This window comes from Flavobacterium sasangense DSM 21067 (genome assembly GCF_000686885.1).
In the GTDB taxonomy this organism is placed as follows: Bacteria; Bacteroidota; Bacteroidia; order Flavobacteriales; family Flavobacteriaceae; genus Flavobacterium; species Flavobacterium sasangense.
The window spans coordinates 46,602-70,421 of the sequence record NZ_JMLU01000006.1; the positions used below are offsets into that span (position 1 = coordinate 46,602).

The 23,820-nt window shown below is 30.1% G+C and carries 21 protein-coding genes and 1 tRNA gene; 13 read left to right on the forward strand and 9 right to left on the reverse strand.

Annotated elements, in window-relative coordinates; translation table 11 throughout:
• Positions 1–2: 2 nt before the first annotated feature.
• From BP92_RS0106350 to BP92_RS0106365, 4 genes are all read right to left on the reverse strand, one after another.
• The gene (locus BP92_RS0106350; RefSeq protein WP_026725291.1) at positions 3–1,487 is read right to left on the reverse strand and encodes a peptide MFS transporter; all 1,485 of its coding nucleotides are present in this window, start codon (positions 1,485–1,487) and stop codon (positions 3–5) included.
• Positions 1,488–1,489: 2 nt separating this feature from the next.
• On the reverse strand, positions 1,490–3,148 hold the full coding sequence (locus BP92_RS0106355) for a peptide MFS transporter (protein ID WP_026725292.1): 1,659 nt from the start codon (positions 3,146–3,148) through the stop codon (positions 1,490–1,492).
• 80 nt (positions 3,149–3,228) lie between these two features.
• Positions 3,229–4,737, reverse strand: a complete 1,509-nt coding sequence (locus BP92_RS0106360) for a peptide MFS transporter (RefSeq protein ID WP_026725293.1) — start codon at positions 4,735–4,737, stop codon at positions 3,229–3,231.
• 26 nt (positions 4,738–4,763) lie between these two features.
• Positions 4,764–6,935: a S9 family peptidase gene (locus tag BP92_RS0106365; protein WP_026725294.1), complete on the reverse strand. Its 2,172-nt coding sequence runs from the start codon at positions 6,933–6,935 to the stop codon at positions 4,764–4,766.
• Between the two features lie 136 nt (positions 6,936–7,071).
• Here BP92_RS0106365 and BP92_RS15885 point away from each other — a divergent pair, with 136 nt between their 5' ends.
• From BP92_RS15885 to BP92_RS0106400, 7 genes are all read left to right on the forward strand, one after another.
• Positions 7,072–11,412, forward strand: coding sequence for a PAS domain S-box protein (locus BP92_RS15885; protein WP_026725295.1), 4,341 nt, complete (start codon positions 7,072–7,074; stop codon positions 11,410–11,412).
• Positions 11,413–11,457: 45 nt separating this feature from the next.
• Positions 11,458–12,774, forward strand: a complete 1,317-nt coding sequence (locus BP92_RS0106375; protein WP_026725296.1) for a hydroxymethylglutaryl-CoA reductase, degradative — start codon at positions 11,458–11,460, stop codon at positions 12,772–12,774.
• Positions 12,774–13,688 (forward strand): GYDIA family GHMP kinase, encoded by a 915-nt coding sequence (locus BP92_RS0106380; protein WP_026725297.1) that lies wholly within the window; start codon positions 12,774–12,776, stop codon positions 13,686–13,688. The genes BP92_RS0106375 and BP92_RS0106380 overlap by 1 nt, the downstream gene beginning before the upstream one ends.
• A 198-nt stretch (positions 13,689–13,886) precedes the next feature.
• On the forward strand, positions 13,887–15,353 hold the full coding sequence (locus BP92_RS0106385; RefSeq protein WP_026725298.1) for a site-specific integrase: 1,467 nt from the start codon (positions 13,887–13,889) through the stop codon (positions 15,351–15,353).
• A 74-nt stretch (positions 15,354–15,427) separates the two neighbouring features.
• A complete protein-coding gene (locus BP92_RS0106390; protein ID WP_150111878.1) occupies positions 15,428–15,745 on the forward strand; it encodes a hypothetical protein in 318 nt (105 codons plus the stop codon).
• A gap of 108 nt (positions 15,746–15,853) precedes the next feature.
• A complete protein-coding gene (locus tag BP92_RS0106395) occupies positions 15,854–16,477 on the forward strand; it encodes a recombinase family protein (protein ID WP_026725300.1) in 624 nt (207 codons plus the stop codon).
• Between the two features lies 1 nt (position 16,478).
• Positions 16,479–16,661 (forward strand): hypothetical protein, encoded by a 183-nt coding sequence (locus BP92_RS0106400; protein ID WP_026725301.1) that lies wholly within the window; start codon positions 16,479–16,481, stop codon positions 16,659–16,661.
• Here the strand turns inward: BP92_RS0106400 and BP92_RS0106405 are convergent.
• Complete coding sequence (locus BP92_RS0106405; protein ID WP_026725302.1) at positions 16,658–16,897, reverse strand: helix-turn-helix domain-containing protein; 240 nt, start codon at positions 16,895–16,897, stop codon at positions 16,658–16,660. The two genes, BP92_RS0106400 and BP92_RS0106405, sit on opposite strands and share 4 nt — an antisense overlap.
• A 396-nt stretch (positions 16,898–17,293) precedes the next feature.
• Between BP92_RS0106405 and BP92_RS16705 the strand changes: the two genes are divergently transcribed.
• The 4 genes from BP92_RS16705 to BP92_RS0106440 all read left to right on the forward strand — a co-directional run bounded on the left by BP92_RS16705 (position 17,294) and on the right by BP92_RS0106440 (position 20,049).
• Positions 17,294–17,776, forward strand: a complete 483-nt coding sequence (locus BP92_RS16705; RefSeq protein ID WP_051604410.1) for a DUF1566 domain-containing protein — start codon at positions 17,294–17,296, stop codon at positions 17,774–17,776.
• A 10-nt stretch (positions 17,777–17,786) separates the two neighbouring features.
• Positions 17,787–18,221 carry a hypothetical protein gene (locus tag BP92_RS0106420; RefSeq protein WP_026725304.1) on the forward strand — a complete coding sequence of 145 codons (435 nt, stop codon included), beginning with the start codon at positions 17,787–17,789 and terminating at the stop codon, positions 18,219–18,221.
• 17 nt (positions 18,222–18,238) lie between these two features.
• Positions 18,239–18,916: a hypothetical protein gene (locus BP92_RS0106425; RefSeq protein WP_026725305.1), complete on the forward strand. Its 678-nt coding sequence runs from the start codon at positions 18,239–18,241 to the stop codon at positions 18,914–18,916.
• 635 nt (positions 18,917–19,551) lie between these two features.
• Entirely contained in the window at positions 19,552–20,049 is a 498-nt protein-coding gene (locus tag BP92_RS0106440; protein ID WP_026725307.1) for a hypothetical protein, read from the forward strand.
• An 84-nt stretch (positions 20,050–20,133) separates the two neighbouring features.
• Here the strand turns inward: BP92_RS0106440 and BP92_RS17015 are convergent, their stop codons facing one another.
• The 4 genes from BP92_RS17015 to BP92_RS0106465 all read right to left on the reverse strand — a co-directional run bounded on the left by BP92_RS17015 (position 20,134) and on the right by BP92_RS0106465 (position 21,687).
• Positions 20,134–20,361, reverse strand: a complete 228-nt coding sequence (locus BP92_RS17015; RefSeq protein WP_150111879.1) for a hypothetical protein — start codon at positions 20,359–20,361, stop codon at positions 20,134–20,136.
• A gap of 385 nt (positions 20,362–20,746) precedes the next feature.
• On the reverse strand, positions 20,747–20,899 hold the full coding sequence (locus BP92_RS17090) for a hypothetical protein (protein ID WP_160169118.1): 153 nt from the start codon (positions 20,897–20,899) through the stop codon (positions 20,747–20,749).
• 179 nt (positions 20,900–21,078) lie between these two features.
• Entirely contained in the window at positions 21,079–21,354 is a 276-nt protein-coding gene (locus BP92_RS0106460) for a hypothetical protein (RefSeq protein ID WP_026725310.1), read from the reverse strand.
• A gap of 260 nt (positions 21,355–21,614) precedes the next feature.
• Positions 21,615–21,687, reverse strand: a tRNA-Phe gene (locus BP92_RS0106465).
• Positions 21,688–21,809: 122 nt separating this feature from the next.
• Between BP92_RS0106465 and BP92_RS0106470 the strand changes: the two genes are divergently transcribed.
• On the forward strand, positions 21,810–22,544 hold the full coding sequence (locus BP92_RS0106470) for a type III pantothenate kinase (protein ID WP_026725311.1): 735 nt from the start codon (positions 21,810–21,812) through the stop codon (positions 22,542–22,544).
• Positions 22,537–23,802, forward strand: coding sequence for a porin family protein (locus BP92_RS0106475; RefSeq protein WP_026725312.1), 1,266 nt, complete (start codon positions 22,537–22,539; stop codon positions 23,800–23,802). The genes BP92_RS0106470 and BP92_RS0106475 overlap by 8 nt, the downstream gene beginning before the upstream one ends.
• Positions 23,803–23,820 lie beyond the last annotated feature (18 nt).

Sequence of the window (23,820 nt, forward strand, 5' to 3'; positions counted from 1 at the left end):
TGTTACTTAACTTCTTGCATTAATTTTTTAATGATTGGCGAAATAGCAATCAAAAATACCCCAGCAACCAGAGCATAAATAGCTAACGTATAATAGCCATCTGTATAAGATTGTAATTTTGACATTAAAGTTGTTCCTCCATTAGATTGTGATATTGCGGCACCTAATTTTCCAGCAGCTAATTGACCAAATGCACTTGCCAAAAACCATAATCCCATCATCATTCCGAACAATTTTTTAGGCGATAACTTGGTGATAATTGACATCCCTATTGGTCCTAAACAAAGCTCTCCAATTGTTGTTACTAAATAAGCAAACGTAAAAAGGTTTAAAGAAGTCATTCCGTCAATATTTGCGAAAAACTTAGTATAGTAGAACAAGTAAAAGGAAGCTGAAAGAAATAAAAAGCCAATTCCAAATTTAATTAATGTATTAGGTTCTATTTTTTTCTTTGCTAACCACAACCATAACAATCCTATTAGCGGGCTTAAAACAATAACAAAAAATGTATTTGAACTATTATTAACAACATTAGGATCAATGGTAAAACCTAACAAATTAGAATTTAAATTATCTTTTGCAAATAGCGATAATGAACCGCCACTTTGTTCATAAATTGCATTGAATAAGAAGTAAAAAAAGATAAATGAAAATGCCGCAATTAACTTTTTTTGCAAGCTTATTTCACCTAATTTTAATAACTCAAAAACAAAATAACCAATTGCAACAATTCCAATTGTGTACATGAAATAATCAGTGTAATCGGTATTAATTACCATAGTATAAATGAATGGAATACTTAAAAGAGACCCTACATAAACAGCAATTTCTCTAATTTTTCTTTTCGATTCTGGCATTGCTAATAATGGTGAATCTCCAATTGGCCCAAGGTATTTCTTTGTTAATAGAAAAGTTATTAAACCTGCTACCATTACAATTGCTGCTGCTAAAAAGCATAACGTCCATGAATGATATTTACCCAAATAAATACAAAGCGCACCGCCAAGTAAACCACCAATATTAATTCCTGCATAGAACATTCCGTATCCTGCATCCCTTCTTGGATCTTTTTCATGGTATAATTCCCCAACCATTGAAGAAATGTTAGGCTTGAAAAAACCTGTTCCTATAATTGAAAAAGCTATTCCATAATAAAACATCTGTTGAGGAGCAAATGCAATCAGTAAATTCCCAAGAATCATAACAATTCCCCCAAAGAATAATGATTTTTTGAAACCTAGAATTTTATCCGCAAATATTCCACCTATGAATGTAAAAGCATACACAAAGGCCTGAATGGCGCCATATTGCAAATTGGCAGCGTCATCTTTTAATAAAAGTTGATCCACCATAAAAAAAGTTAGCACTCCACGCATTCCATAAAAACAGAAGCGCTCCCACATTTCTACAGTAAATAAATACCAAAGTTGTTTTGGATACTTTCCTTCAAAATTTTGAATTTCTTCAATTGTTATTTCTTTTTCCATGCTTAGTGAATTCCTTTTTCTTGCATTACCTTATTAAGTTGTTTCAATAAAACAAACATCAACATGGTTGCAAACATTAATAATCCGAAGTTAACCCAAAAGAAGTCTTGTTTGTTATCATAGGTATCCCAAAGACTCGCTAAAACTCCACTTAATTTATTTCCTATAGAAGTAGATAAAAACCAACCACCCATCATTAAAGAAGTAATGTTCGTTGGACTTAATTTAGAGACAACAGACAATCCCATCGGACTCAAAAATAATTCTCCAATTGTGATAACACCATAATTGGCAACTAACCACCAAACGCTTACTTTTTCGGTTCCGTTTGCTCCCATATTTACGGCAGCAATCATTACTAAAACAGATAAAGCGGAAATTAATAATCCGAACGCAATTTTTGTTGGTGTTGATGGTTCTTTCTTTCTGCTTCTTAAAAACGTGAAGAAAGCAACAACTAATGGCGTTAAAATAATTACCCAACCAGGATTGATTGACTGACTTAAATTGGTTGCCCAAAGCGATACTTTCGAACCTTCTTCAGGTAATTTATCTTTGGCTACGTTTCTGAAATAAACTGGATAATCAACCGTTTTTTGAACTTCGCCATCTACTTTTTGAATTCGAAAACTTGAATCGTATAATTCAACGGTATCTTTTTTGTATTCTACTTCTTTAGCTAATTTCAATCCATTAAAAACCGTTTGAGTGGTTCCTGTGATTTCTCTATCTGTATAACGATCTGCCCAAGTTGTTAGAGCTGAACCATTCAATTTGAAAACAGCCCAAAATAAAATTACCACTGCGAAAATGGTTAACAAAGCACCGATTGGTCTTTTGTCTTCTACTTTGGCTTTAAAATATAAACTTCCGTAGAAGAAAATTACGGGAATACAAGCGAAAATAAAAGCATCTGTACTATCCGAACCAAAAATATAACCGTTTGGATTAGCCTCAGAAGTCACTCCTTTTAACAACCAACCAATAACTCCAAAAACTGCAGATGGTACTAAAATAAACATTACAATTTTCCAGAAAGGCATATCGCCTGGTTGTACTCCTTTTTTTTCTGTTTTATCGCCATAATGTTTTGTTCCTAAAATGAAAACGATTACACCAATAAACATTCCAACACCAGCCGCCATGAAAGCATATTGCCAACCTAATAAAATTTGTAAAGCAGCTCCAAAGAAGTTACAAATGAAAGCTCCAACGTTAATTCCCATGTAGAAAATGTTGTACCCTTCGTCTTTTTTGTCTTTATATTTATCCTCTGAATAGAAGTTTCCTAATAATGTTGAAATATTTGGTTTGAAAAAACCATTACCTACAATTACTAATGTCATGGCGATGTAAAGCATGGTAACATCATGAATTCCCATCATGAAATAACCAGCTCCCATCATTAATCCACCTATAACAATGGATTTTTTATAACCCCAATATCTATCAGCAACTAAACCACCAATGAAAGGTGTTAAGAAGACTAAAGCGATAAAAGTTCCGTATAAATCGGATGCTTCTTTCTCGGTCATAGCGAATCCGGCTTCGACATCTTTTAAATAAAGGGTAAAAATACCAATCATTAAATAGTAACCGAAACGCTCCCACATTTCAGATAAAAACAAGTAAGGCAATGCTTTAGGATGACTTTTCCACATAATTTATTGTATTAAAAAAACAAACCTACAAGGGTTTCTTGTAGGTTTGAAAGATATAAAAAATATTTTAAAATTCGAATCTATTCTGGTTGGCCTTCTACGTGGTCGTTGTGCATTCTTTTTTCTAACCAAGAACTCAATACAAATAAAATTGCAGCAGCAGCTCCCGACATGATAATGAACAAAATGAAGAACTCATATAAATTCGTGATTTGGAATCCTAAGAAAGATGTTGCACCACCTGTTCCGTCTTCACCACCAGGAATTAAAGCACTTAATGTTCCTGCGAATTTATTTGCAGCCGCATTTGCTAAGAACCAAGTTCCCATCATTAAAGATGACAAACGTAAAGGAGCTAATTTGGAAACCATTGATAAACCAATTGGCGATAAACATAATTCTCCAATCGTATGAATTACATATAATCCAATTAACCACCACATAGAAACTTTTTCACCTAACCCTAAACCTTTTACAGCAATTGCAATTACTACATATCCTAAAGCAACTAAACCAAGTCCAATCGCCATTTTCTTAGGAGAAGATGGCTCTAATTTTCTAGCATACAAGAATCCCCAAACGATAGTCATAATTGGCGCTAAAGAAATAACTGCTAAAGGATTTACTGATTGAAAATAAGACGCTGGCATCTCCCATCCAAAAATGGTTCGCTCTGTTTGTCTATCTGCAAATAACGTTAATGAAGCTCCTGCTTGCTCGAAAGCACCCCAGAAGAAAATTACGAAAAACGCTAAAAGGAAAATTACCGTAATTCTTTGTGTTTCAATTTTAGTTAAACTTTTATCACTAAAAATTAAAATTGGCATTGCCACCATAGCACCATAGATGAAGTAACTAATAATATCTACATCACTTTTAAACATTTGTTTGAAGTTCAACATAAAGAAAATAATTCCAATTGAACCAATAATCATAGCGATACTTTTAACATCTAACTTTTTAACTGGCAATCCAATTGATTTTCCTTCTTCTGAAACCAAATATTTTTTTTGACCTAAAACAAAAGCAACTAAACCAATCAACATTCCTACTCCGGCTGCTAAAAATCCCCATTTAAAATCCATAGATCCACAAACTAAAGGCGAAAAGAAAGCCCCTAAGTTAATTCCCATGTAGAAAATGGTAAATGCACTGTCGATTCTTCTGTCGTTTGCAGGATATAATTGTCCCACCATGGTTGAAATATTTGGTTTAAAGAAACCATTACCAATGATAATTGCGGTTAATCCCATCCACATTAACGAAACACCTCCATTTGCTCCAACCGAAGCACTGAAAAACATGAAGAACTGACCAATTGCCATTAAAAGACCTCCAATTACAATACTTCTTCTATTACCTAAAAACTTGTCGCACAAATAACCTCCTAAAAGGGGTGTTAAGTATACTAATCCTGTATAACTTCCGTAAATTTCAGAAGCATCAGCATCTTTCATTAATAATACTTTAGTCATAAATAGAATAAAGATAGCTCTCATTCCATAATAACTGAATCGCTCCCACATTTCTGTGAAGAATAAAAAGTACAGCCCTTTAGGATGTCCCGTTTTTACAGCATTGTTTTCCATATAATTTGTTTTAGTTTATTGGTTTATTATAATTTTTCTTTGATGTAATTGGTCATTTTAGTGTACAATTGTAGGCGGGTTTTTCCACCATAAATTCCGTGGTTTTTATCTGGATAAATTGCCCAATCGAATTGTTTGTTGGCTTGCACTAAAGCCTCTACCATTTTCATAGTGTTTTGAACGTGAACGTTGTCATCAGCTGTTCCGTGAATTAACAAGAAGTTTCCCTTTAATTTACTTACGTGATTGATTGGTGAATTGTTATCATAACCACTTGCATTTTCTTGTGGTGTTTGCATGTATCTTTCTGTATAAATACTATCATAATATCTCCAAGAAGTTACTGGAGCTACTGCAATTGCCATTTTGAATACATCAGCACCTTGGAACAAACAGTTAGACGACATGAATCCGCCATAACTCCATCCAAAAATTCCAATTCTAGATGCGTCAACGTAGTTGTATTTTCCGATTACTTTAGCCGCATCAATTTGATCTTCTACTTCAAACTTTCCTAATTCTTTTTGGGTACATTTTTTGAAAGCAGCTCCTTTGAAACCAGTTCCTCTTCCATCTACACAAGCTACGATATAGCCTTGTTGCGCTAACATCATGAACCAATAATCATTAGTTCCGTTCCAAGTATTCGCTACTTGTTGAGAACCTGGTCCAGAATATTGAAACATGAAAACTGGATATTTCTTAGTAGCATCAAAATTTTTCGGTTTAATCATCCAAGCGTTTAATTGATGCCCTTTTTCTGTAGTTAATACGAAAAACTCTTTTGGAGCTACATCGTATTTTGCTAATTTTTGTTCAACAGCTTCATTTGAAACAATAGTTTTAATAACTGCTCCTGTTTTAGAATCATTTAAAGTATAAGTTGGTGCCGAAGTTGCACTTGAATACGTATTGATAAAGAATTGGAAATTTGGACTAAAAGTTGCTGAATTTGTTCCTGTTTTTGATGACAATCTTACTTTTGATTTTCCATCAACTTTGATTGCGTAAACATCTCTATTGATAGAACCATTCTCTACAGATTGGTAGTAAACCATTCCTGATTTTTCATCAAAACCGTAATAGTTTGTTACTTCCCATTTTCCAGAAGTAATTTGTTTTTTCAATTTACCTGATTTATCATAATGGTAAATATGATTGAATCCGTCTTTTTCTGATGTCCAGATAAAACTATTGTCTTTCAAGAAAGTTAAGTTATCAGTAACATCAACATAAGCTGCGTCTTTTTCGTTTAAAACAATTTTTGTTGTTCCAGCGTTTGCATCTACAAAATGTAAGTCTAAATTATTTTGGTGACGATTCATTACTTGAACACTCAAAGTAGCAGCATCATTCGTCCATTTGATTCTTGGAATATAAAAATCTTTGTAATCTCCTAAATTGATTTTCTTTGTTGTTCCTGATTTTAAATCGAAAATGTGCAACGAAACAATTGCGTTTTTTTCACCCGCTTTTGGATATTTAAAAACAGTTTGCGTTGGATATAAACCTTCATTATACATGTCCATAGAAAATTCTGGAACTTCCGTTTCATCAAACTTGATGTAAGCGATTTTTGTACCAGTTACATTCCAATCATACGCTTTTACGAAGGCAAATTCTTCTTCATAAACCCAATCTGTAATACCGTTAATGATTTTATTTTTTTGGCCATCTTGCGTAATTTGAATTTTTACACCTGATGATAAATCATGAACATATAGATTGTTTTCAAATGCGTAAGCAATTTTGGTTCCATCAGCGCTAAATGTTGGCTCTTGAATGGCATTTGTAGTAAAACTATTTACCGTTTTTGATGGAATATCGTAGATAAAATACTGCGCCGTAAAAGAATGACGGAAAATAGGATTTGAGTTAGTTGCGATTAAAATCTTTTTCTCGCTTTTATCAAATGAATAGCTATCAATTGATTTTACTTCAGGATGATTTTTAGTATCAAAAAGGGTGCTTACTTTTTCTAAAGTAGCAAAATCGTATAAATCGATTTGATAACTTTTAGAATTTCTATCGAAATTTAACACCGTGTATTGGTTGGTGTTTTTCATAGCACTTAAAGCGTCCATTCCTTTTGTTCTGAAAGCGCCACCCCAGATTTCTTCTAACGTAATTTTTTGTTGCGCTACAACTGATAATGAGCTAACTACAAAAAATAGTATTGTTAAACTGATTTTTTTCATAATTAATATATTCTTAAAAGACCCCAATTTTAGTGAAAATATATGAATTAACCATAATTTTAACTTGATTTAATAAACTTTTTGATTTTATAAAAATATTTAATTACATTTATATTTGAAACAGTAACATCGCTAAATGGCAGTAACTCTACAAAATGGATTCTTTTTTTTATCCAACATCTCGGCTGTTGCCAGTCTATATGTTTTTATTTATTTAATTTTATTACTAACCGTTTTTGGGTTGTTTTTTAACTTTCAATTAAAATCGTCTAATATTGATTTTCGAACTTTAAGAAACACTATAAACCATCATTCCAACGCACAATATCGATATTATTTTTTGTATCTCGGATTGATTTTTCCGGTTGCCGAATTGTTCTATTTGATTTTTAATGAATCTAAAAGCATTAGTTCCTATTTTGAATTTCTCATTGGAGCTTTTTGTGTTTTCATTTTCATAATAACATCAAAGAAAGAAATAGCTAGATACAGTTATACTATTTTTAGAATTTGCTTTTATTTACTGCTTTTATCTGTAATTTATGGTTTTTTTAAAGAAAGCATGAACTTTCTTTTGTTTTCAAAATATTTATTACTGCTATTTTTTGCTTTTGCAATTTTTAAACGATTTACAACCTATATTATTTTTATTGGTATTAACTTTATTCTGTTATTCTTTCTTACCATTTTAAAAAATGAAGAAACATTAAATATCGTAACACTTATAAATGCTTTGTTTATTATTATGATTATTCATTTAGGGCAAATAATAAGAAACATTAAAGCAAATGAAAGGCTCATTTTTACTCAAGACATTATAAACAATACAAACTCTATAATTATTGCGGCAGACAATTTAGGCAACGTTCAATATTGTAATGATTCCATAACTAAAATTTTAGGTTATACTCCCGAAGAAGTTTTAGGAAAAGCATTTTGGTCTTTAACCGAAGATACTGAATTTGAATCTGGAGATTATTCAAATAAATTCAAACCAAATGCTGTTTATTTCAGAAAATTAAAATGCAAAAACGGTGATTACAAATTCATTCAATGGACCGATTTTAAACAAACCAACAACACTTATGTAGCAACAGGACAAGATGTTACCTCAAAAATTAGTTTAGAAACTAAATATACCAATTTAATTCAAAATGCTAAAGACATTATCTATGAAAGCGATAGATATGGAAATATTATTTATGCTAACAAATTTTCAATTCAAACACTAGGTTACAAACTTGAAGAACTTTTAGGAAGACACTTTAGTGATTTCATTAGAGAAGATTTTAAAAGCACTGTGTCAAAATTTTATGTCGATTCTATTTCTGAAACCGATGAATTTGACATTTTAGAATTTCCTATAATTAAAAAGAATGGCGAAGAAATTTGGGTTTCTCAAAAAGTAACCATTAAAAGAGACGAAAATGATATGGTCTCTGGATTTTCGTGTATAATTAGAGATATTACAACTGCTAAATTAATAGAACTTGAAGAACACAAGCGAATTGAGGAAATCAGTCGATTAAATAATGTCTCAAATAAATTATCCACATTAAACTTTTTAACTTTTCAAGATTTAGATGCTTTAATCCAACATATTTGTAAAGAAACTGCTATCGGATTAAAAATTGACCGAGTGGCGCTTTGGAATTATGAGCAAGACCAAATTGATTTAAAAAACATTTATGTACATAGCGAAGACAAACATTATGCAGATTTGTCAATTCCTAAGAAAAATATTAGCAACTACATTTCAAATATTGAATCGCAACCAATAATTATTGCTTCAAATGTGTTTAAAGATGAATCCCTGGAAGAATTTACCACAGAATATTTTCCAAAGTATGACATTAAATCATTACTAGATATCCCCATATACATAGGTGGTGAACTAAACAATATTTTGTGTTTAGAAGCTACTCACGAACTCAGATATTGGACAAATGAAGATATTAATTTCTCAAAAACTGTTGCCGAAATAATAGCGCTTGCAATTGAAACCACCAAAAGAAAAAATGCTGAAAACCAAATCATTTACAAAAATGAAATTTTAACCGCAATTGCAAACGTAACCAGCAATTTGTTAATTCACAAAGATAAATCTAAAATATTCGATTCGTCAATAGAGCAAATAGGAAAGGTTTTAAAAGTAGATCGCCTGTATTATTTTGAAAATGATATCAAAACAAATTTAATAAGTCAACGTTTCGAATGGGTTTCTGAAACCGATTTAGCAGAGATAGACAATCCTATTTTTCAAAATATGCCTCACGAAGAATTTGCAGATTTTATACAAATTATATTAAATAAGAAACCTTACATAAATTTAACCAAGAATGTTCCAGAAAGCAATTTCAAAGATATCTTAATTGACCAAAATATTGTTTCTATCTTAATAATTCCTCTTTTTTACAAAGATACTTTTTTAGGCTTTATTGGCTTTGACGACTGTAAAACTGAACGCATTTGGAATGACGAAGAAATCAGCATTTTACTTACATTAGCAAACAATATTGCTTCAACAATTATTAGAATCAACAATGAAAAGGCAATTGCAGAAAGCGAAGAAAAATTTAGACTGTTAGCAAATAACATTCCTGCTTCTGTTTTCTTAGTTAAATATGACACTGCTCGAACAAAAGTTTATCTAAACGATGAAATTGAAAAATTAACAGGATACCATCGCGATGATTTTATGAGTAATAAAGTTACATTACTCGACCTTTATCATCCCGAAGAAAAAGAAGAGTTAAGATTCAGAATAGAAGAAGCTTTACACAACAGAAAACCTTACAAAGTTACCTGTAGAATTAGACGAAAAGATGGCAATTACGTTTGGATTGAAGAATATGGTGAAGGCATTATCATTAATAACGAAGTTGCATACATTGAAGGCGTTTTAATTGATATTACAGAAAGAAAAGTTGCCGAAGAAGCCGTTATTGCAAAAGAATTAGCCGAATCTTCCAATAAAGCTAAATCAGAATTCTTGGCAAACATGAGTCATGAAATCAGAACACCATTAAATGGAATTATTGGCTTTAGTAATTTGCTTTTAAACTCCGATTTAACAGAAATTCAAAAACAACATTTAGAAACCGTTAATCAATCGGCATCTACTTTACTAGATGTCGTTAATGACATTTTAGACATTTCAAAAATTGAAGCTGGAAAATTAATTATCAATAACGAAAAAACAAGTTTACATTCCATCATAAATCAATGCATTGATATGATGAAATTAATGGCACATCAAAAAAACCTTGAACTCATTGTAAACATTCATAAAAATGTACATTGTGCTATTTGGGTTGATGAAATGCGATTAAAACAAATTTTACAAAATCTTCTTAATAACGCAGTCAAGTTTACTCAAAAAGGGCAAATTGAGCTAGAAGTTTCGTCGACCAACATAAATGATAACTCGTCTAAAATTAAATTTAGTGTTAAAGATACCGGTATTGGAATTAAAAAAGGAAACAAGAAAAAAATCTTGGAAGCTTTTACACAAGAAGACAATTCTACAACACGAAATTATGGAGGAACTGGACTTGGATTAACCATAACCAACAGCCTTCTTAAATTAATGAATAGTAAATTAGAAATTGATAGCGAACCGAATGTAGGTTCTACTTTTAGCTTCGAATTAGACTTAAAATCAGAATTTTACAACAACCACTTAAATACAAACAAACACAACTTTAAGAACGCATTAATCATTGAAGATAATGAACTTGTAGCTTCAATAATTAAAAACATGTTACAAAACTTTGCTATTAATGCTGATGTTTACCAAAACAACCTAGAAAACATTGCTGCATTTATTTCCAAAAATAATTACGATTTATTACTTTTAGATTTAGAATATTTGTCTGAAACAACAACAATTAATATCATAAATGAGTTAAATGATTTGCCTTACATATCCATAATTGTAATGCAAAATTCTAATTCGAAATTTAATGAAATTGGAACAAATAAAAACGTACAAAGCATTATAAAACCAATAAAACATGATGCTTTACAGAATTATTTTAACCGAAATAATTCAGAAAACAAACCATCAATCCCAAATAGTAAGGAAGAGGTTTTACATAACGCAATTAAAATTCTAATTGTAGATGACAACAAAATAAACATGTTGTTGACCAAAACATTAATATTGAACAAAGTTCCAAATTGCATCATTTACGAAGCAAGAAATGGTCAAGAAGCCGTTGATTTAGCAGTAGAAAACAATCCTGACATCATTTTCATGGATATTCAAATGCCAATAATGAATGGTTATGAAGCAACAACTGAAATTAGAAAAACAAATCCAAATACAATAATTATTGCCATTACAGCAGGAATAATTACGGGCGAAAAAGAAAAATGTTTAGAAATTGGGATGAATGATTTTATCATTAAACCAATTGATAAAATTTTATTTGAAACCACTTTAATTAAATGGATAAATAGTCTTCCTAATTAATCCAATTAGTATCTTTGCCTCCTATTTGAAAAAAAATTCACCGCTATGAATCAAAATGTTAAAGGCTTTTCAAAATTATCTAAAGAAGAAAAAATAAATTGGATTACAAATACGTATTTCGTAAATCCTGAAGAAGCAAAAGAAAGCATCACTAAATATTGGAATTCCGACGAAAATTTACAAAGACTTCACGACGAATTCATTGAAAATACCTTAACCAACTTTTATCTTCCTTACGGAGTAGCGCCAAACTTTACCATCAACGGAAAAAGTTACACAATTCCTATGGCAATTGAAGAAAGTTCCGTGGTTGCAGCCGCTTCAAAAGCAGCGAAATTTTGGGGTGAACGCGGTGGCTTTAAAGCTACCATTATCAATACCGAAAAAATTGGTCAAGTTCACTTTCTTTTCAATGGAAATTCAGAAAAACTAACTGATTTTTTCAATAAAATAAAACCAATATTCTTCGAGGACACAAAAGAAATTACCAAAAACATGCAAAAGCGTGGTGGCGGAATTTTAGACATCGAGTTGAGAAATAAAACCAATGAAATTCCAAATTATTACCAATTACATGCTACTTTTAATACCAAAGATAGTATGGGTGCGAATTTCATTAATACGTGTTTAGAGCAATTTGCTAAAACATTAGAAAATCAAGCGCAGGAATATTCCGATTTTACTTCGGATGAAAAAAACATTCAAATTGTAATGAGTATTCTGAGCAATTTTGTACCAAATTGCCTTGTTCGTGTTGAAGTTTCTTGTCCGATAAACCAACTTTCAGATGATAAAAACATCGATTCATCTGAATTTGCTCAAAAATTTGCAACCGCAGTTCGAATTGCCGAAGTAGAACCTTTCCGTGCCGTAACGCACAACAAAGGCATCATGAACGGAATTGACGCCGTAGTATTAGCAACAGGAAACGACTTCAGAGCTGTTGAAGCAGGAATTCATGCCTACGCAAGTAAATCGGGACAATATTCTAGTTTATCGCATGTAAAAATTGAGAATGATATTTTTACTTTTTGGATGGAAATTCCTTTAGCATTGGGAACAGTTGGTGGTTTAACTTCATTACATCCATTAGTGAAATTCTCAATGGAATTATTAGGAAAACCATCGGCAGAAGAATTAATGCAAATTGTAGCAGCCGCTGGATTAGCGCAAAATTTTGCAGCACTTCGTTCATTAACGACCACAGGAATTCAACAAGGCCACATGAAAATGCATTTAATGAATATCTTAAACCAACATCAAGCTACCAAAGAAGAGAAACAAAAAGTTTTAGATTATTTCAAAGAAACAACTGTTTCGCATAGTTTAGTGGTTGATTATTTGGAAAAAATTAGAAGTTAATGGAAACCCAAACTTTTTACAGTAACGGAAAATTACTCATTACAGGCGAATACGTTGTTTTAGATGGCGCAAAAGCATTAGCATTGCCTACAAAATTCGGACAAAGCTTAATCGTGAAATCAGGAAATAACAACCAAATTAAATGGACAAGTTTTGATTCGGATAAAAGTATTTGGTTTGAAGATGTGATTTTGTTCAAAGAAATAGAACAAAAAATTATTACTGATAAAAATTTCACTGTAAAAAATACGTTGATCGAAATTTTACATCAAGCTTTTGTTCAAAATGCATCGTTTTTAGAAAAAGACGGTTACGAAATTGAAACGCACTTAACTTTTCCAAGACTTTGGGGTTTAGGCACTTCTTCTACTCTAATAAATAGCATTGGCGATTGGCTAAACATTGATGTCTTTGAATTGTTACAAAAAAGTTTTGGTGGAAGTGGTTACGATATTGCTTGTGCAAAATCTAATTCGCCAATAGTATATCATTTAGAAAATGAAACACCGCATTTCAAAGCGATTCATTTCAATCCATCATTCAAAGAAAACATTCATTTTGTGTATTTGAATCAGAAGCAAAGCAGCAAATTAGCAATTGCGAATTATATGTCGAAACACCATCATGTAAATGCCGTAATATCAAAAATAAACACCATAACTTACGATACCATAGATTGTAAAGAAGAAAAAGAATTTGCCAAACAAATGGAAAAACATGAAATTATAATGAGTGATGTTTTAGAAATTGAAACCATTAAAGAAAAACTTTTTCCAGATTTTAAAGGTGTAATAAAAAGCTTAGGTGCTTGGGGTGGCGATTTTGTAATGGCAATTTCTAAAGACAATCCTAAAGATTATTTCAAAGAAAAAGGGTATCCAGTGGTACTTTCTTATAAAGAAATGATTTTATAATCCTATTTTACAAACCGGGAAAACAAAAAAACCACTCAAATGAGTGGTTTTTGTGGTACCTCCAGAAACCCTTTTAATAAAGATATATTTTTTAATACATTGATTATTAGTGATTTGAAATTTTGGTAAAAACATATTTTGGCTATATTTGTTTTACACTTGTTTTACACTATCTTTGTTTTTTAAAATTATACTTTTATGGGTAAGACAACTTATATTCCTTGTTTGAAAAAAAAATATTCTTCTGATGACTTTGGTACAATTCAAATAAGAATAACTACAGACCGAAAATCCAAATATGAAACTCTTGGAGAAAAAATAAAAGAAAAGTTTTGGAATCCTGATAAAAAAGAAGTTAGAAAAACACATCCTGATCACGAGCGGTTAAATTCATTAATAGAAACCACTATAAACGAACTTAAACAATTAAACAAAACACCTGAAGCCGAAAAGATTTTAATTGAAGAGGTTTCCTTTATTAATTTTTTTAAAAATCAATTAGAGCACTTAATTACTAGAAAAAGACTAGGTTCGTACAAATCTCAAAAAACAGGTTTTTATCATTTATCCAATTACTTAAGTTCTAAAGGTAAAACTGATTTATTATTTGATGAAATCACACCTTTATTCATAAGAGATTTTGAAACTTACCTAAAAGAGAAAGGGATTCTAAATAATAGTTGCATTAAATATATTAAGACATTCAAAAGTGTATATAATCAAGGGGTAAAACTTGGAATCTATCAACAAAAAAGCAATCCCTTTATTTTAGTTAAAAACAAGTATTCACCTGTAGAGAAGAAAACATTAAAACGAATTGATATTGAAAAGATTTTCAAAACAACTTTTGGAGTTAAAGATCCTCTTTACAATATTAAAAATTACTTCTTGTTTCAAATATTTGCGCAAGGTATGCGAGTAAGTGATTTAATGACTTTGAGATGGGGAAATATCAAAGATGGTGAAATTAACTTTTATCAACTAAAAACAAAAACACAGCATAGAATCCCTTTTAATGATATTATTGTTTTAAAAATTGCAGATTATTTACCAAATAGAGGCTTAGATATTATCAATCACAAGTTTAATTTTAATGTCCTAGAAGAGAATTTTACAATGAATTTTAGAGAGATTGAAGAAAAATACGAAAGGATTAGAAGTGGGAATATTCAAAAGTTTATTGATGGTGATGAGAAGTTTATAAAAGAATTAGAAAGCTGGTATGACACACTAAATAAACATAAAGAATTATTAATTACTAAATTGATAATTACTATTGTAGAATATTCAAAATCGAACCTTAAAAAGTTCATTTTCCCAATATTAGATAATGAGATTTTCAAAGATGTAGATTTCACTTCCGAAAAATATACTTTATCAAAATACCAATTTAATCAAATGTCTTCTAAAACAGCGGTATATAATAAGTACTTAAAAAAATTACAAGAAAAATGTGAGTTAGATGTTGTTCTCACTAGTCATTTAGCAAGACATTCCTATACAAGTTTAATGATTGAAAGTACTGATAAAGATATTTATACCATTTCAAAAAGTTTAGGACATGCAAACTTATCAACTACTCAACATTATATCAATGAGTTTTTGGATGAAAGAGTACATAAAGAAAATGACAAATTGAATAAAACCTTTAAGAATATTTTCTAAAAAATAAGTGTTTTTACGTGTTGACATCATATTCTTATTTTTTTTAATTTTATTGAAATTTAAAATTTATGAAAATGTATATTACAGAACAAGACGTTACTATGGTGGTACGTTCCGCTCTTATTAGAGTAGCAAAGTGTATAAAATTGAAAGATTTTGATTTAAAGTCAAACCTTGAAATTTATGATGAAATAAGAAATTCTGAAACAGATTTAATTTACCCATTAAATACTTTTATCAATTCCTATATTGAATGGTATATGTTTCATAAAATTAAAGAACATAATTCTATAATTTCTCAAGAAGATAAAAGTAAGTTATCAGGTTTGATTTCAAACAGAGATAGATCAAGAGAACAATTGATTGAAATTCTGTCCCAAAAAGGGTGTTAAGTTAAAAATTGTACCAAACCACAAAGTGTATCATTTTAATCAATAAAGTTATGGTTTAATGATACACTTTTCGTATCTTTGTAATATAAAATATTAAAATGATACAATATGAAAGTGGTTATTTACTCTAGGGTTTCAACAAATAGTCAAGATTACAAAAGACAAACAGAAGAATTGTTAGAATTCTCAAAAAATATGAATTATGAGGTAGTTTCTATTTTTGAAGAAAAGATTTCCGGAGGTAAAAAAAATGAGGAACGTTCAGAACTAATGAAAATGATAAACTTTATCAAAAAGAATAAAATTGATAAAGTCCTATGTTGGGAATTAAGTAGATTAGGTAGAAATACCATCGAAGTTCTTAAAACAATTCAGTTGCTTAATGAAAATTGTATTTCTCTTTATATTAAAAATCACAATATCGAAACATTGAATGATAAATGTGAGATCAACCCGATGTCTCAATTTTTAATACAAATTCTTACTTCTGTAAGTGAGATGGAAAAAACTCAAATCCGTCAAAGAATAAAATCGGGTTATGAGAGTTATAGAAAAAATGGCGGGAAAGTTGGCAGAAAAGAAGGATTCAAAAAAGATACCGAAACTCTTTTAACAGAACACAAAGACGTTGTTAAATTGTTAAAACAAGGATATTCGGTTAGAAAGACTATGAAACTGACGGATAAAAGTAGCGGAACGATTCAAAAAATTAAAAAACTTATTTCAGAATAAAATGGATACCTCAACAAAATACTACGAATTAAAAACCAAGATCGAAAAGGATTTAACGATATTAAATCAAAAACTAGAAAAACATCAAAATAGTTTTGAAAAGAACAAATCTAATTGGGGTTATGTTGGAGACCTTGAATATATCAGTAAAAAAATAAGCGAGATTACAAGTTTTATATCTTAAACAAAATTAAACAGCTCGGCAACCGAAACCCCCAAAGCTCTTGTTATTTTTAACATTGTAGAAATCTTCATTTCTTGCTTTCCTTTAATATACTTCCTTAAATTTTCCACGTCCATATCGGCATCGTGAGCGACTTCACGGGTCTTTAGTTTTTTGGATTTAATCAACTCTTCAATTCTTTTTCCAAGGAGTATAACTTCTTGATTTACCTCCGATTTTCTTGCTCTTTTTTCCATATCGGAAAATTACTTTCAATCCGTTTGTTTTAAGGGATTGTATTAAATGTATTGCATACAACCGATTTATTTTTTAAGTTTGTTAATGCAAATTAACATAGTGCAGGGTATTCGCACCGTGTTAAACTAGTATTGCATAAATTTTACTTGATTGAATATAAAAGTAATAATAAGGATACACGATTTAATTTGTATAGAACAAACCGGAAAACCATCAGAATTCGCTAATAAAATTGGAATTTCCAAAAGAAGTCTATACGAATACTTATCCTTTATGAAGTGTGAAATGGATGCACCAATAGTTTTCAATAGAGTAAAAGAAAGTTATGAATATTATATAGAGTGCAGTTTGTGTTTTAAACAGAAATTAGAAATAGAATATCAAAATTCAATAAAATGAAAAAAACATTTTTTTATACAATCATATTGCTTATAACCTTAAACACTTACGCTCAAAATAACGATACCGAATTGAGTGATGAATATAAAGAAGGAGCTTTTCAAGGAGTCGAAGAAACAAATGGACACAATCCAATGGTTGATAAATTAACCCCAAATGATGTAGGTAGAACGGTGATTATTGAACACCTTGAAATAATGACACGTGATATTGGAAAATTAAATTGGGAAGATGCAAAAATAGCTTGTGTGAATCTCGGAAAAGGTTGGAGATTACCTACTATGAATGACTTAAAACTTCTTTACTTGAATAGATCAAAAATAGGAAATTTTGCCGAGGGTAAATGCTATTGGTCATCGGATAATCTATATGAAAAAGCATATTTCAGATATTTCAACAATCTATATCTAAACGCTATGGATACCGAAAAAACTTGGGAATTATATGTAAGACCAGTTAGAACTTTTGTTAAAAATTAAATTTATCTGTATGAAAAAAATAACATTATCATTTTTATTAGTCCTTTTAACTTCAATGAGTTTTGCTCAAGTTAAAAAAAATCCAAACCTAAAACTTTATACCAAATACGAATGTTCGGCTTTGGATGATTTTTTAAACACTAATGATTATTTGAGTTGTGATAAATCAAGCCAATACCGATTTTACTCTTTTAGCATTACAGATACCAAAATTGTTGTATCAGAACTTAATAAAATGCAACAAGTTTTATCTAAAGATGAGTGTGAGGATTTAATACTTGAAAAAAGAAAAGATTATGATGTTTACACAAGGGACAATGATAGACGAGAGGGAGAATTTGGTTTTCAACAATATTATATTTCAAAAGACAAAAAGAAAATAATTAATGTTTTCCATGGTCAATACGGAGCAGTTTATCACACCTTTTACATATTAAACAAATAAATAAAACCTAAACAATTATGAAAAAACAATTAGTAGTAGCATCATTAATAATGCTAGGTATTTTTACAATCTCTTGCGGTGGTAAAAATGGAGAAACAAAATCAGAATCAGAAGCTAAAACAGAGGAAGTTGCAGATTGTCCTTGCAATAGTTTAATGGATGAATCAGGTAGTTTGATAAATAAAAATTTTACAGGGATTTGCGCTGATAAAGATCAAAATGATACTATTATTCTTAAAAGAGAATATAAAAATGGTTATTTAATTAGTGAAATGACAAAGCAAAAAGTAAATGGTAAATACTATATCACTAAAGAAATGACTTATGATAATGGTAAAGAATTAAATGGTTTTAATATTTCAACAAATACTTACGGTGGATGCTTATGTATTAGTAAATATGATGAATATAAAAATGGTAAGGTTATCAAATCATATAAAACAGATATTTATGGAAAATCTATCAGTGCTGCATGGCATATTAAAGACGGAGTTGTGTTAGATGAATATTCTGATGAAAATATCAATGAAGAATCCAGACCGAAATCTATGCCTGATGCTGAACCTGATTTTGGATACAGACTTGGTAGTGCTAATATCTGGAGGTTGGAAGATTTAGACCCTTCAACGTTTGATAAAGTTATTAAAGATTTAGAAAAAGAATTTCCACATTTTTTCTATTCAGATAATAATTAATGAAAGGTTAATTTTGACGTTTCGCAAAATTGGGTTGTCTTTTGGACAACCTTTTTTATATATACAAAATGAGGGTCAAATATAAAATCAACAAAAGAGGCAAAACAATTAAACCTCAACAACTCCTTAAAATCTTTACAGATTGTGATACTCAAAAACTATTAATCAACTTCGAGAATGGAACTATTGAAAATGATTTAGTCAATAATTGGGAGGTGATCTATTATTTTGATGTTTTGGACGCTGTCCTTACATTTTCTATTGATGAATATGATAGTATACACCAATTACTAAAATCGTTTGTTAGGAACAAAAAAATTGATGAGGTTTTGAAAAAAAATTAAACTGAAAAGTCCCGTCATTCGGGACTTGTTTTTTCTTAATAAAACTTTAACATTTCAACCAAGTTTGATGAATTCTGGGATTGATTATTTCCAAATTTTTTTCGATTTTTTTTATTATAAAGTGCAATATATCTTTGCAAAAGAAATCAGAAACACACCTCTATTAATTTCTGTTAGAGGTTAAAATTCAAAGTTTTACAAATAAAAAATTAAAAAACTTGCTTTTGGCGAGGGTGGATTTCTATGCTTTAATAAAATGTGAAACAATAAATAAATTAATAACTATAAAAAATGAATGGAGCATCAATTTTCGATGGCGGTTTTACTACTTATCCAAAGATTTTTATTTCGGGAGGAATGAAAAAACGAAAAAGAGTAATAGACGAAAGTCTAATTGTTGTTAAGTCCTTTATAATGGGACCGGACAAAACAACAAAAAACGGGTATATCAATAATCTTAAAAACAACTTGGGGATTATTGAAGGTGGGGTAAGAACTTTTAAAACGAGATTTATCTCGGGGAACAAATCTGTTAAGTATAACGGATATGATTTACAACTAGTGGTTAAAAATGGTCTGATAAATTTATCAGTATCATTAGACGGACAAACAATGTTGTTTGATTGCTGGAGTATTAATTCAGTAGCAAACAAATTAAGCCAAAAAAATCACAAATGCGATTTTTTTGATGCGGTGTATGTTGAGGATTTAATAAACAAAGGAAGATTAAAAGTAAAGTTTAACGTGAGTAAATTAAAAAACCACGGAACAACTTGGAAGATAGTGTAATAGATTAATTTTAATCTTTTGGTTATGTGTAATAGAAATTACAACAAGGTTTAAAAGGGTTTAGCAATTTTGTTAAACCCTTTTTTACATCCTTATTTTGTAGTTGTAATTGTCAATGGTAAATAAATCCTTTTGTTTGAGTAAGTAATTTACAAAATTGTTTTTGTCATTTCTCTTGGTGATGTCCTCAATATGAATGTCGGGTTTTCTAAATGTGGTTTGGATATAATATTCTAAATGTTGAGGTGTAATGGTGGTTTCCAAAACAATATGAGTATGAACCTCACAACTATCGGGGATTTGATTTCCCATAGAAACCTTGGTTGGATATTCAATAACAAAAAGATAATTTAATTTTTCAAATGAGTTTTTATAATCCTTGAAAATTCGGTTGAAAAATTTATTGGTTAAAATGAACCTCAACTCTTCGGTGGTTTTGCAACCTGTGTTGTTTATGGTTATGGAGTAAATAGGGTCGTTTTGGGAGGTTATTTTGGAAAAACTATATCTTATATCGTCCTCGATCATTTGGGTTGTTTTGGGAGCGTTATTCTTTTTAAGGAGAACCATTATCAATTTTAACTTTATATATAATTCAACCAAGAACGGATAAAAACATCCGTCCTAAACTGAATTATTGGTGTTGCTTTTTATTGCTTTCGATTCACTTTTATTCCAGAGTGTGAGAACTCATTTTTTAATTTAGTTTTTCAATTTTTGCTTTTAATTCCTCAATCTTAATTTTCAATTTTAACTTTTCTCGTTTCTTAAAATCTTTTTCGATATTCAATTTGTCTTTGTATATCTGTATCTTACCTTGATAATCCCGAACCTTGTTCCAGTCAATCATTTTGCTTGTTTAATTTTTCAATCAATATAACTTCCATCAACTCAAATAAAGTAGTTTCCGGATATAAAAACAGATTCTTATATTTTATGATTTCCGGTTGTTGCTTTTTTAGTTCTCTTTGAACTTTTGACTTTGAAACATTTAGGATTCTTGTAATGGTTTCAACATCATAAAGTTTTTTATCTTCGGCTATAAAGTGAATAATCATTTTTCAAATTCTTATATTTTTCGGAGAGTTTGTTGTATTCCTCAATCAATTCGTCAAGATCTAAATCGTCATCCTCTTTTAATTTTCTTTTAGGTTCTTCGGGAGCTTCGATATTGTCGATGTCGTCAATAAGTTCGTCATCCGAAACATTTGTTTCCTCGTCATTCAATTCGTCTTGGAGTTCTTTATTGTATTTCTCAATAATAAACTTAAAGAAGTTCGTTTGAAGGTGTTTTCTTTTTTTCATTATATACTTTATTTTTTGAAAGTTGAAACAATCGAATAAATCGTTTCAATCCATAAAATATATATTATGAATAAAGTTGAGGTTTTGAAAAAAGTGGATTTTTTACTGCTGATATGACCTGAAAGAAGGTTTCAATGTATATAATCGTATTTACCAATTTTGAAAATAAATCGAAAATTGTTTTACACAATGTTTTACACTACTAAAAACAAAAACGTCTTAACACATTGATTTACAATTAGTTAAGACGTTTTATGGTGTGGTACCTCCAGGGATCGAACCAGGGACACATGGATTTTCAGTCCATTGCTCTACCATCTGAGCTAAGGTACCTTTACAATTTAGAGCATTACTGCTTGTTGATTGCGGGTGCAAATATAGAACGATTTTTATATTTTCCAAAACAAATAATAAAAAAAATCAATTTGTATATTTGCACCTCATAAAACAAAACCATGCTTTTAACAATCGATGTTGGAAATTCAAGAATTAAAGTTGCTGTATTTGAACACAATAAGCAAGTTGACTTTTTTATTTTTGAAACAAATGAAGCGCTAAAAAATTTTAAAAATATTTTTAAAAAATATTCTAATCTTCAAAAAATCATACTTTCTTCGGTCGGAAAACTAGATGAAGACATGGTGAATTTTATCAAAAGCCAGTTTGAAACAGAAATAATCACACACAAATCGAAGTTTCCTTTCACTAATTTATATTCGACTCCCGAAACTTTAGGAATAGATCGAATGGTTTTAGCCGCTGGCGCTACCTTGATGCATCCTAATCAAAATAGATTAATTATTGATGCCGGAACCTGTATTACTTATGATTTTGTAAATTCTGAAGACCAATATTTAGGAGGTGCAATATCTCCAGGAATTAAAATTAGATACAAGAGTTTAAACAATTACACTTCAAAATTGCCGTTATTATCTTTAAGTGAAGATTTTGATATCATTGGAAATAGTACAAAAAGTGCCATTCATAGCGGTGTAATTAACGGAGTTCTCTTTGAAATTGAAGGGTTTATTTCACAATATTCTCTTAAAAATCAAGATTTAACAATAATTTTAACAGGAGGAGACGCAGAATTTTTGGCTAAAAGATTAAAAAGCACCATATTTGCCAATTCAAATTTCTTACTAGAGAGTTTGAACTTATTATCACTATACACAGAAAAAAATGATTAAAAAACTTATAGTATTTGCTAGTATATTATTTTCGATAGTTTCATGGAGTCAGGAAAATACTGCTTCACCTTATTCTTATTATGGTCTTGGCGAAATTAAATTTAAAGGTACAGAAGACGCTAGATCAATGGGAGGCATTGGAATTGTTGCAGATAGTATTCATTTCAATTTGTTAAATCCAGCTTCTTACTCAAAAATAAAGTTTAGTACTTTCGCAATTGGATCTACTTCAACTTTTTCTACTTTTGAAACAAACGGAAATAGTGAAAAAGCTAAGCGTACTAATCTAAATTATTTAGCTGTTGGCTTACCAATTAAGAAATTTGGCGTTTCTTTTGGACTAATGCCTTATTCAGCCGTGGGTTACAAAATCGAAAGCAACTCTCACAATGATGTAGATAACACAGATAGAACGAAAATTTCTACAGGAAATGGAAACATCAATCGCTTATTTATAGGCTCATCTTATGCAATAAATAAAAAACTAAGTTTCGGTTTCAATATTAATTATAATTTTGGAGTAGTAGAAACACAATTTATTGAAACTATTTATGCACCTGTCGAACTACAACTTAGAACACGAGAAAAGAATAATTCCAACATAAATGGCTTTTCATTTAACACAGGGGTTTATTATTCAAGAAATTTATCTCAAAAATTAAAACTTAATTCTTCTTTTGTTTACAGTCCTGAAGCTACTTTAGTTTCAGAAAACTCAAGAAATATTGCTACAATATTTTATAATATTTATGGAGGTGAAATAATTAGTTTACCAACCCAAGATATACCTGTAGAAGATCAAAAAATGAAAATACCAGCAAAATACACTTTTGGTAGTGGAATTGGTATGGATAAAAAGTGGTTTTTAGGAGCAGAAATATCATTTCAAGAAAACAGCAAGTTAAGAAATCGATTTAAAGACATTAACAATGCAACCTTTGAAAATTCAACAAGAATCTCTTTAGGTGGATATTTTGTACCTAAACACGATTCCTTCTCTAATTATTTCAGTAGAGTAATTTATAGAGCAGGTTTTAGATATGAAAACACGGGTCTTGTTATAAGAAATGAAAGCATAAACGATTATGGCATGACTTTTGGAATAGGATTACCAGTTGGATTATCAAAAATTAATTTAGGCTTTGAATTTGGAAAAAAAGGAACCACATCACAAGGCTTAGTTCAAGAGAATTATTTTAACCTTAACATTGGATTATCGTTAAATGATTTATGGTTTAGAAAAAGAGAAATAAATTAACAATTATAGCACCCAAAA

Bases quoted from the DNA above. Each gene is read 5' to 3' on its own strand.
- BP92_RS0106350 (WP_026725291.1), bottom strand. From the start codon at position 1,487: ATGGAAAAAGAAATAACAATTGAAGAAATTCAAAATTTTGAAGGAAAG.
- BP92_RS0106355 (WP_026725292.1), bottom strand. From the start codon at position 3,148: ATGTGGAAAAGTCATCCTAAAGCATTGCCTTACTTGTTTTTATCTGAA.
- BP92_RS0106360 (WP_026725293.1), bottom strand. From the start codon at position 4,737: ATGGAAAACAATGCTGTAAAAACGGGACATCCTAAAGGGCTGTACTTT.
- BP92_RS0106365 (WP_026725294.1), bottom strand. From the start codon at position 6,935: ATGAAAAAAATCAGTTTAACAATACTATTTTTTGTAGTTAGCTCATTA.
- BP92_RS15885 (WP_026725295.1), top strand. From the start codon at position 7,072: ATGGCAGTAACTCTACAAAATGGATTCTTTTTTTTATCCAACATCTCG.
- BP92_RS0106375 (WP_026725296.1), top strand. From the start codon at position 11,458: ATGAATCAAAATGTTAAAGGCTTTTCAAAATTATCTAAAGAAGAAAAA.
- BP92_RS0106380 (WP_026725297.1), top strand. From the start codon at position 12,774: ATGGAAACCCAAACTTTTTACAGTAACGGAAAATTACTCATTACAGGC.
- BP92_RS0106385 (WP_026725298.1), top strand. From the start codon at position 13,887: ATGGGTAAGACAACTTATATTCCTTGTTTGAAAAAAAAATATTCTTCT.
- BP92_RS0106390 (WP_150111878.1), top strand. From the start codon at position 15,428: ATGTATATTACAGAACAAGACGTTACTATGGTGGTACGTTCCGCTCTT.
- BP92_RS0106395 (WP_026725300.1), top strand. From the start codon at position 15,854: ATGAAAGTGGTTATTTACTCTAGGGTTTCAACAAATAGTCAAGATTAC.
- BP92_RS0106400 (WP_026725301.1), top strand. From the start codon at position 16,479: ATGGATACCTCAACAAAATACTACGAATTAAAAACCAAGATCGAAAAG.
- BP92_RS0106405 (WP_026725302.1), bottom strand. From the start codon at position 16,897: ATGGAAAAAAGAGCAAGAAAATCGGAGGTAAATCAAGAAGTTATACTC.
- BP92_RS16705 (WP_051604410.1), top strand. From the start codon at position 17,294: ATGAAAAAAACATTTTTTTATACAATCATATTGCTTATAACCTTAAAC.
- BP92_RS0106420 (WP_026725304.1), top strand. From the start codon at position 17,787: ATGAAAAAAATAACATTATCATTTTTATTAGTCCTTTTAACTTCAATG.
- BP92_RS0106425 (WP_026725305.1), top strand. From the start codon at position 18,239: ATGAAAAAACAATTAGTAGTAGCATCATTAATAATGCTAGGTATTTTT.
- BP92_RS0106440 (WP_026725307.1), top strand. From the start codon at position 19,552: ATGAATGGAGCATCAATTTTCGATGGCGGTTTTACTACTTATCCAAAG.
- BP92_RS17015 (WP_150111879.1), bottom strand. From the start codon at position 20,361: ATGGGAAATCAAATCCCCGATAGTTGTGAGGTTCATACTCATATTGTT.
- BP92_RS17090 (WP_160169118.1), bottom strand. From the start codon at position 20,899: ATGATTGACTGGAACAAGGTTCGGGATTATCAAGGTAAGATACAGATA.
- BP92_RS0106460 (WP_026725310.1), bottom strand. From the start codon at position 21,354: ATGAAAAAAAGAAAACACCTTCAAACGAACTTCTTTAAGTTTATTATT.
- BP92_RS0106470 (WP_026725311.1), top strand. From the start codon at position 21,810: ATGCTTTTAACAATCGATGTTGGAAATTCAAGAATTAAAGTTGCTGTA.
- BP92_RS0106475 (WP_026725312.1), top strand. From the start codon at position 22,537: ATGATTAAAAAACTTATAGTATTTGCTAGTATATTATTTTCGATAGTT.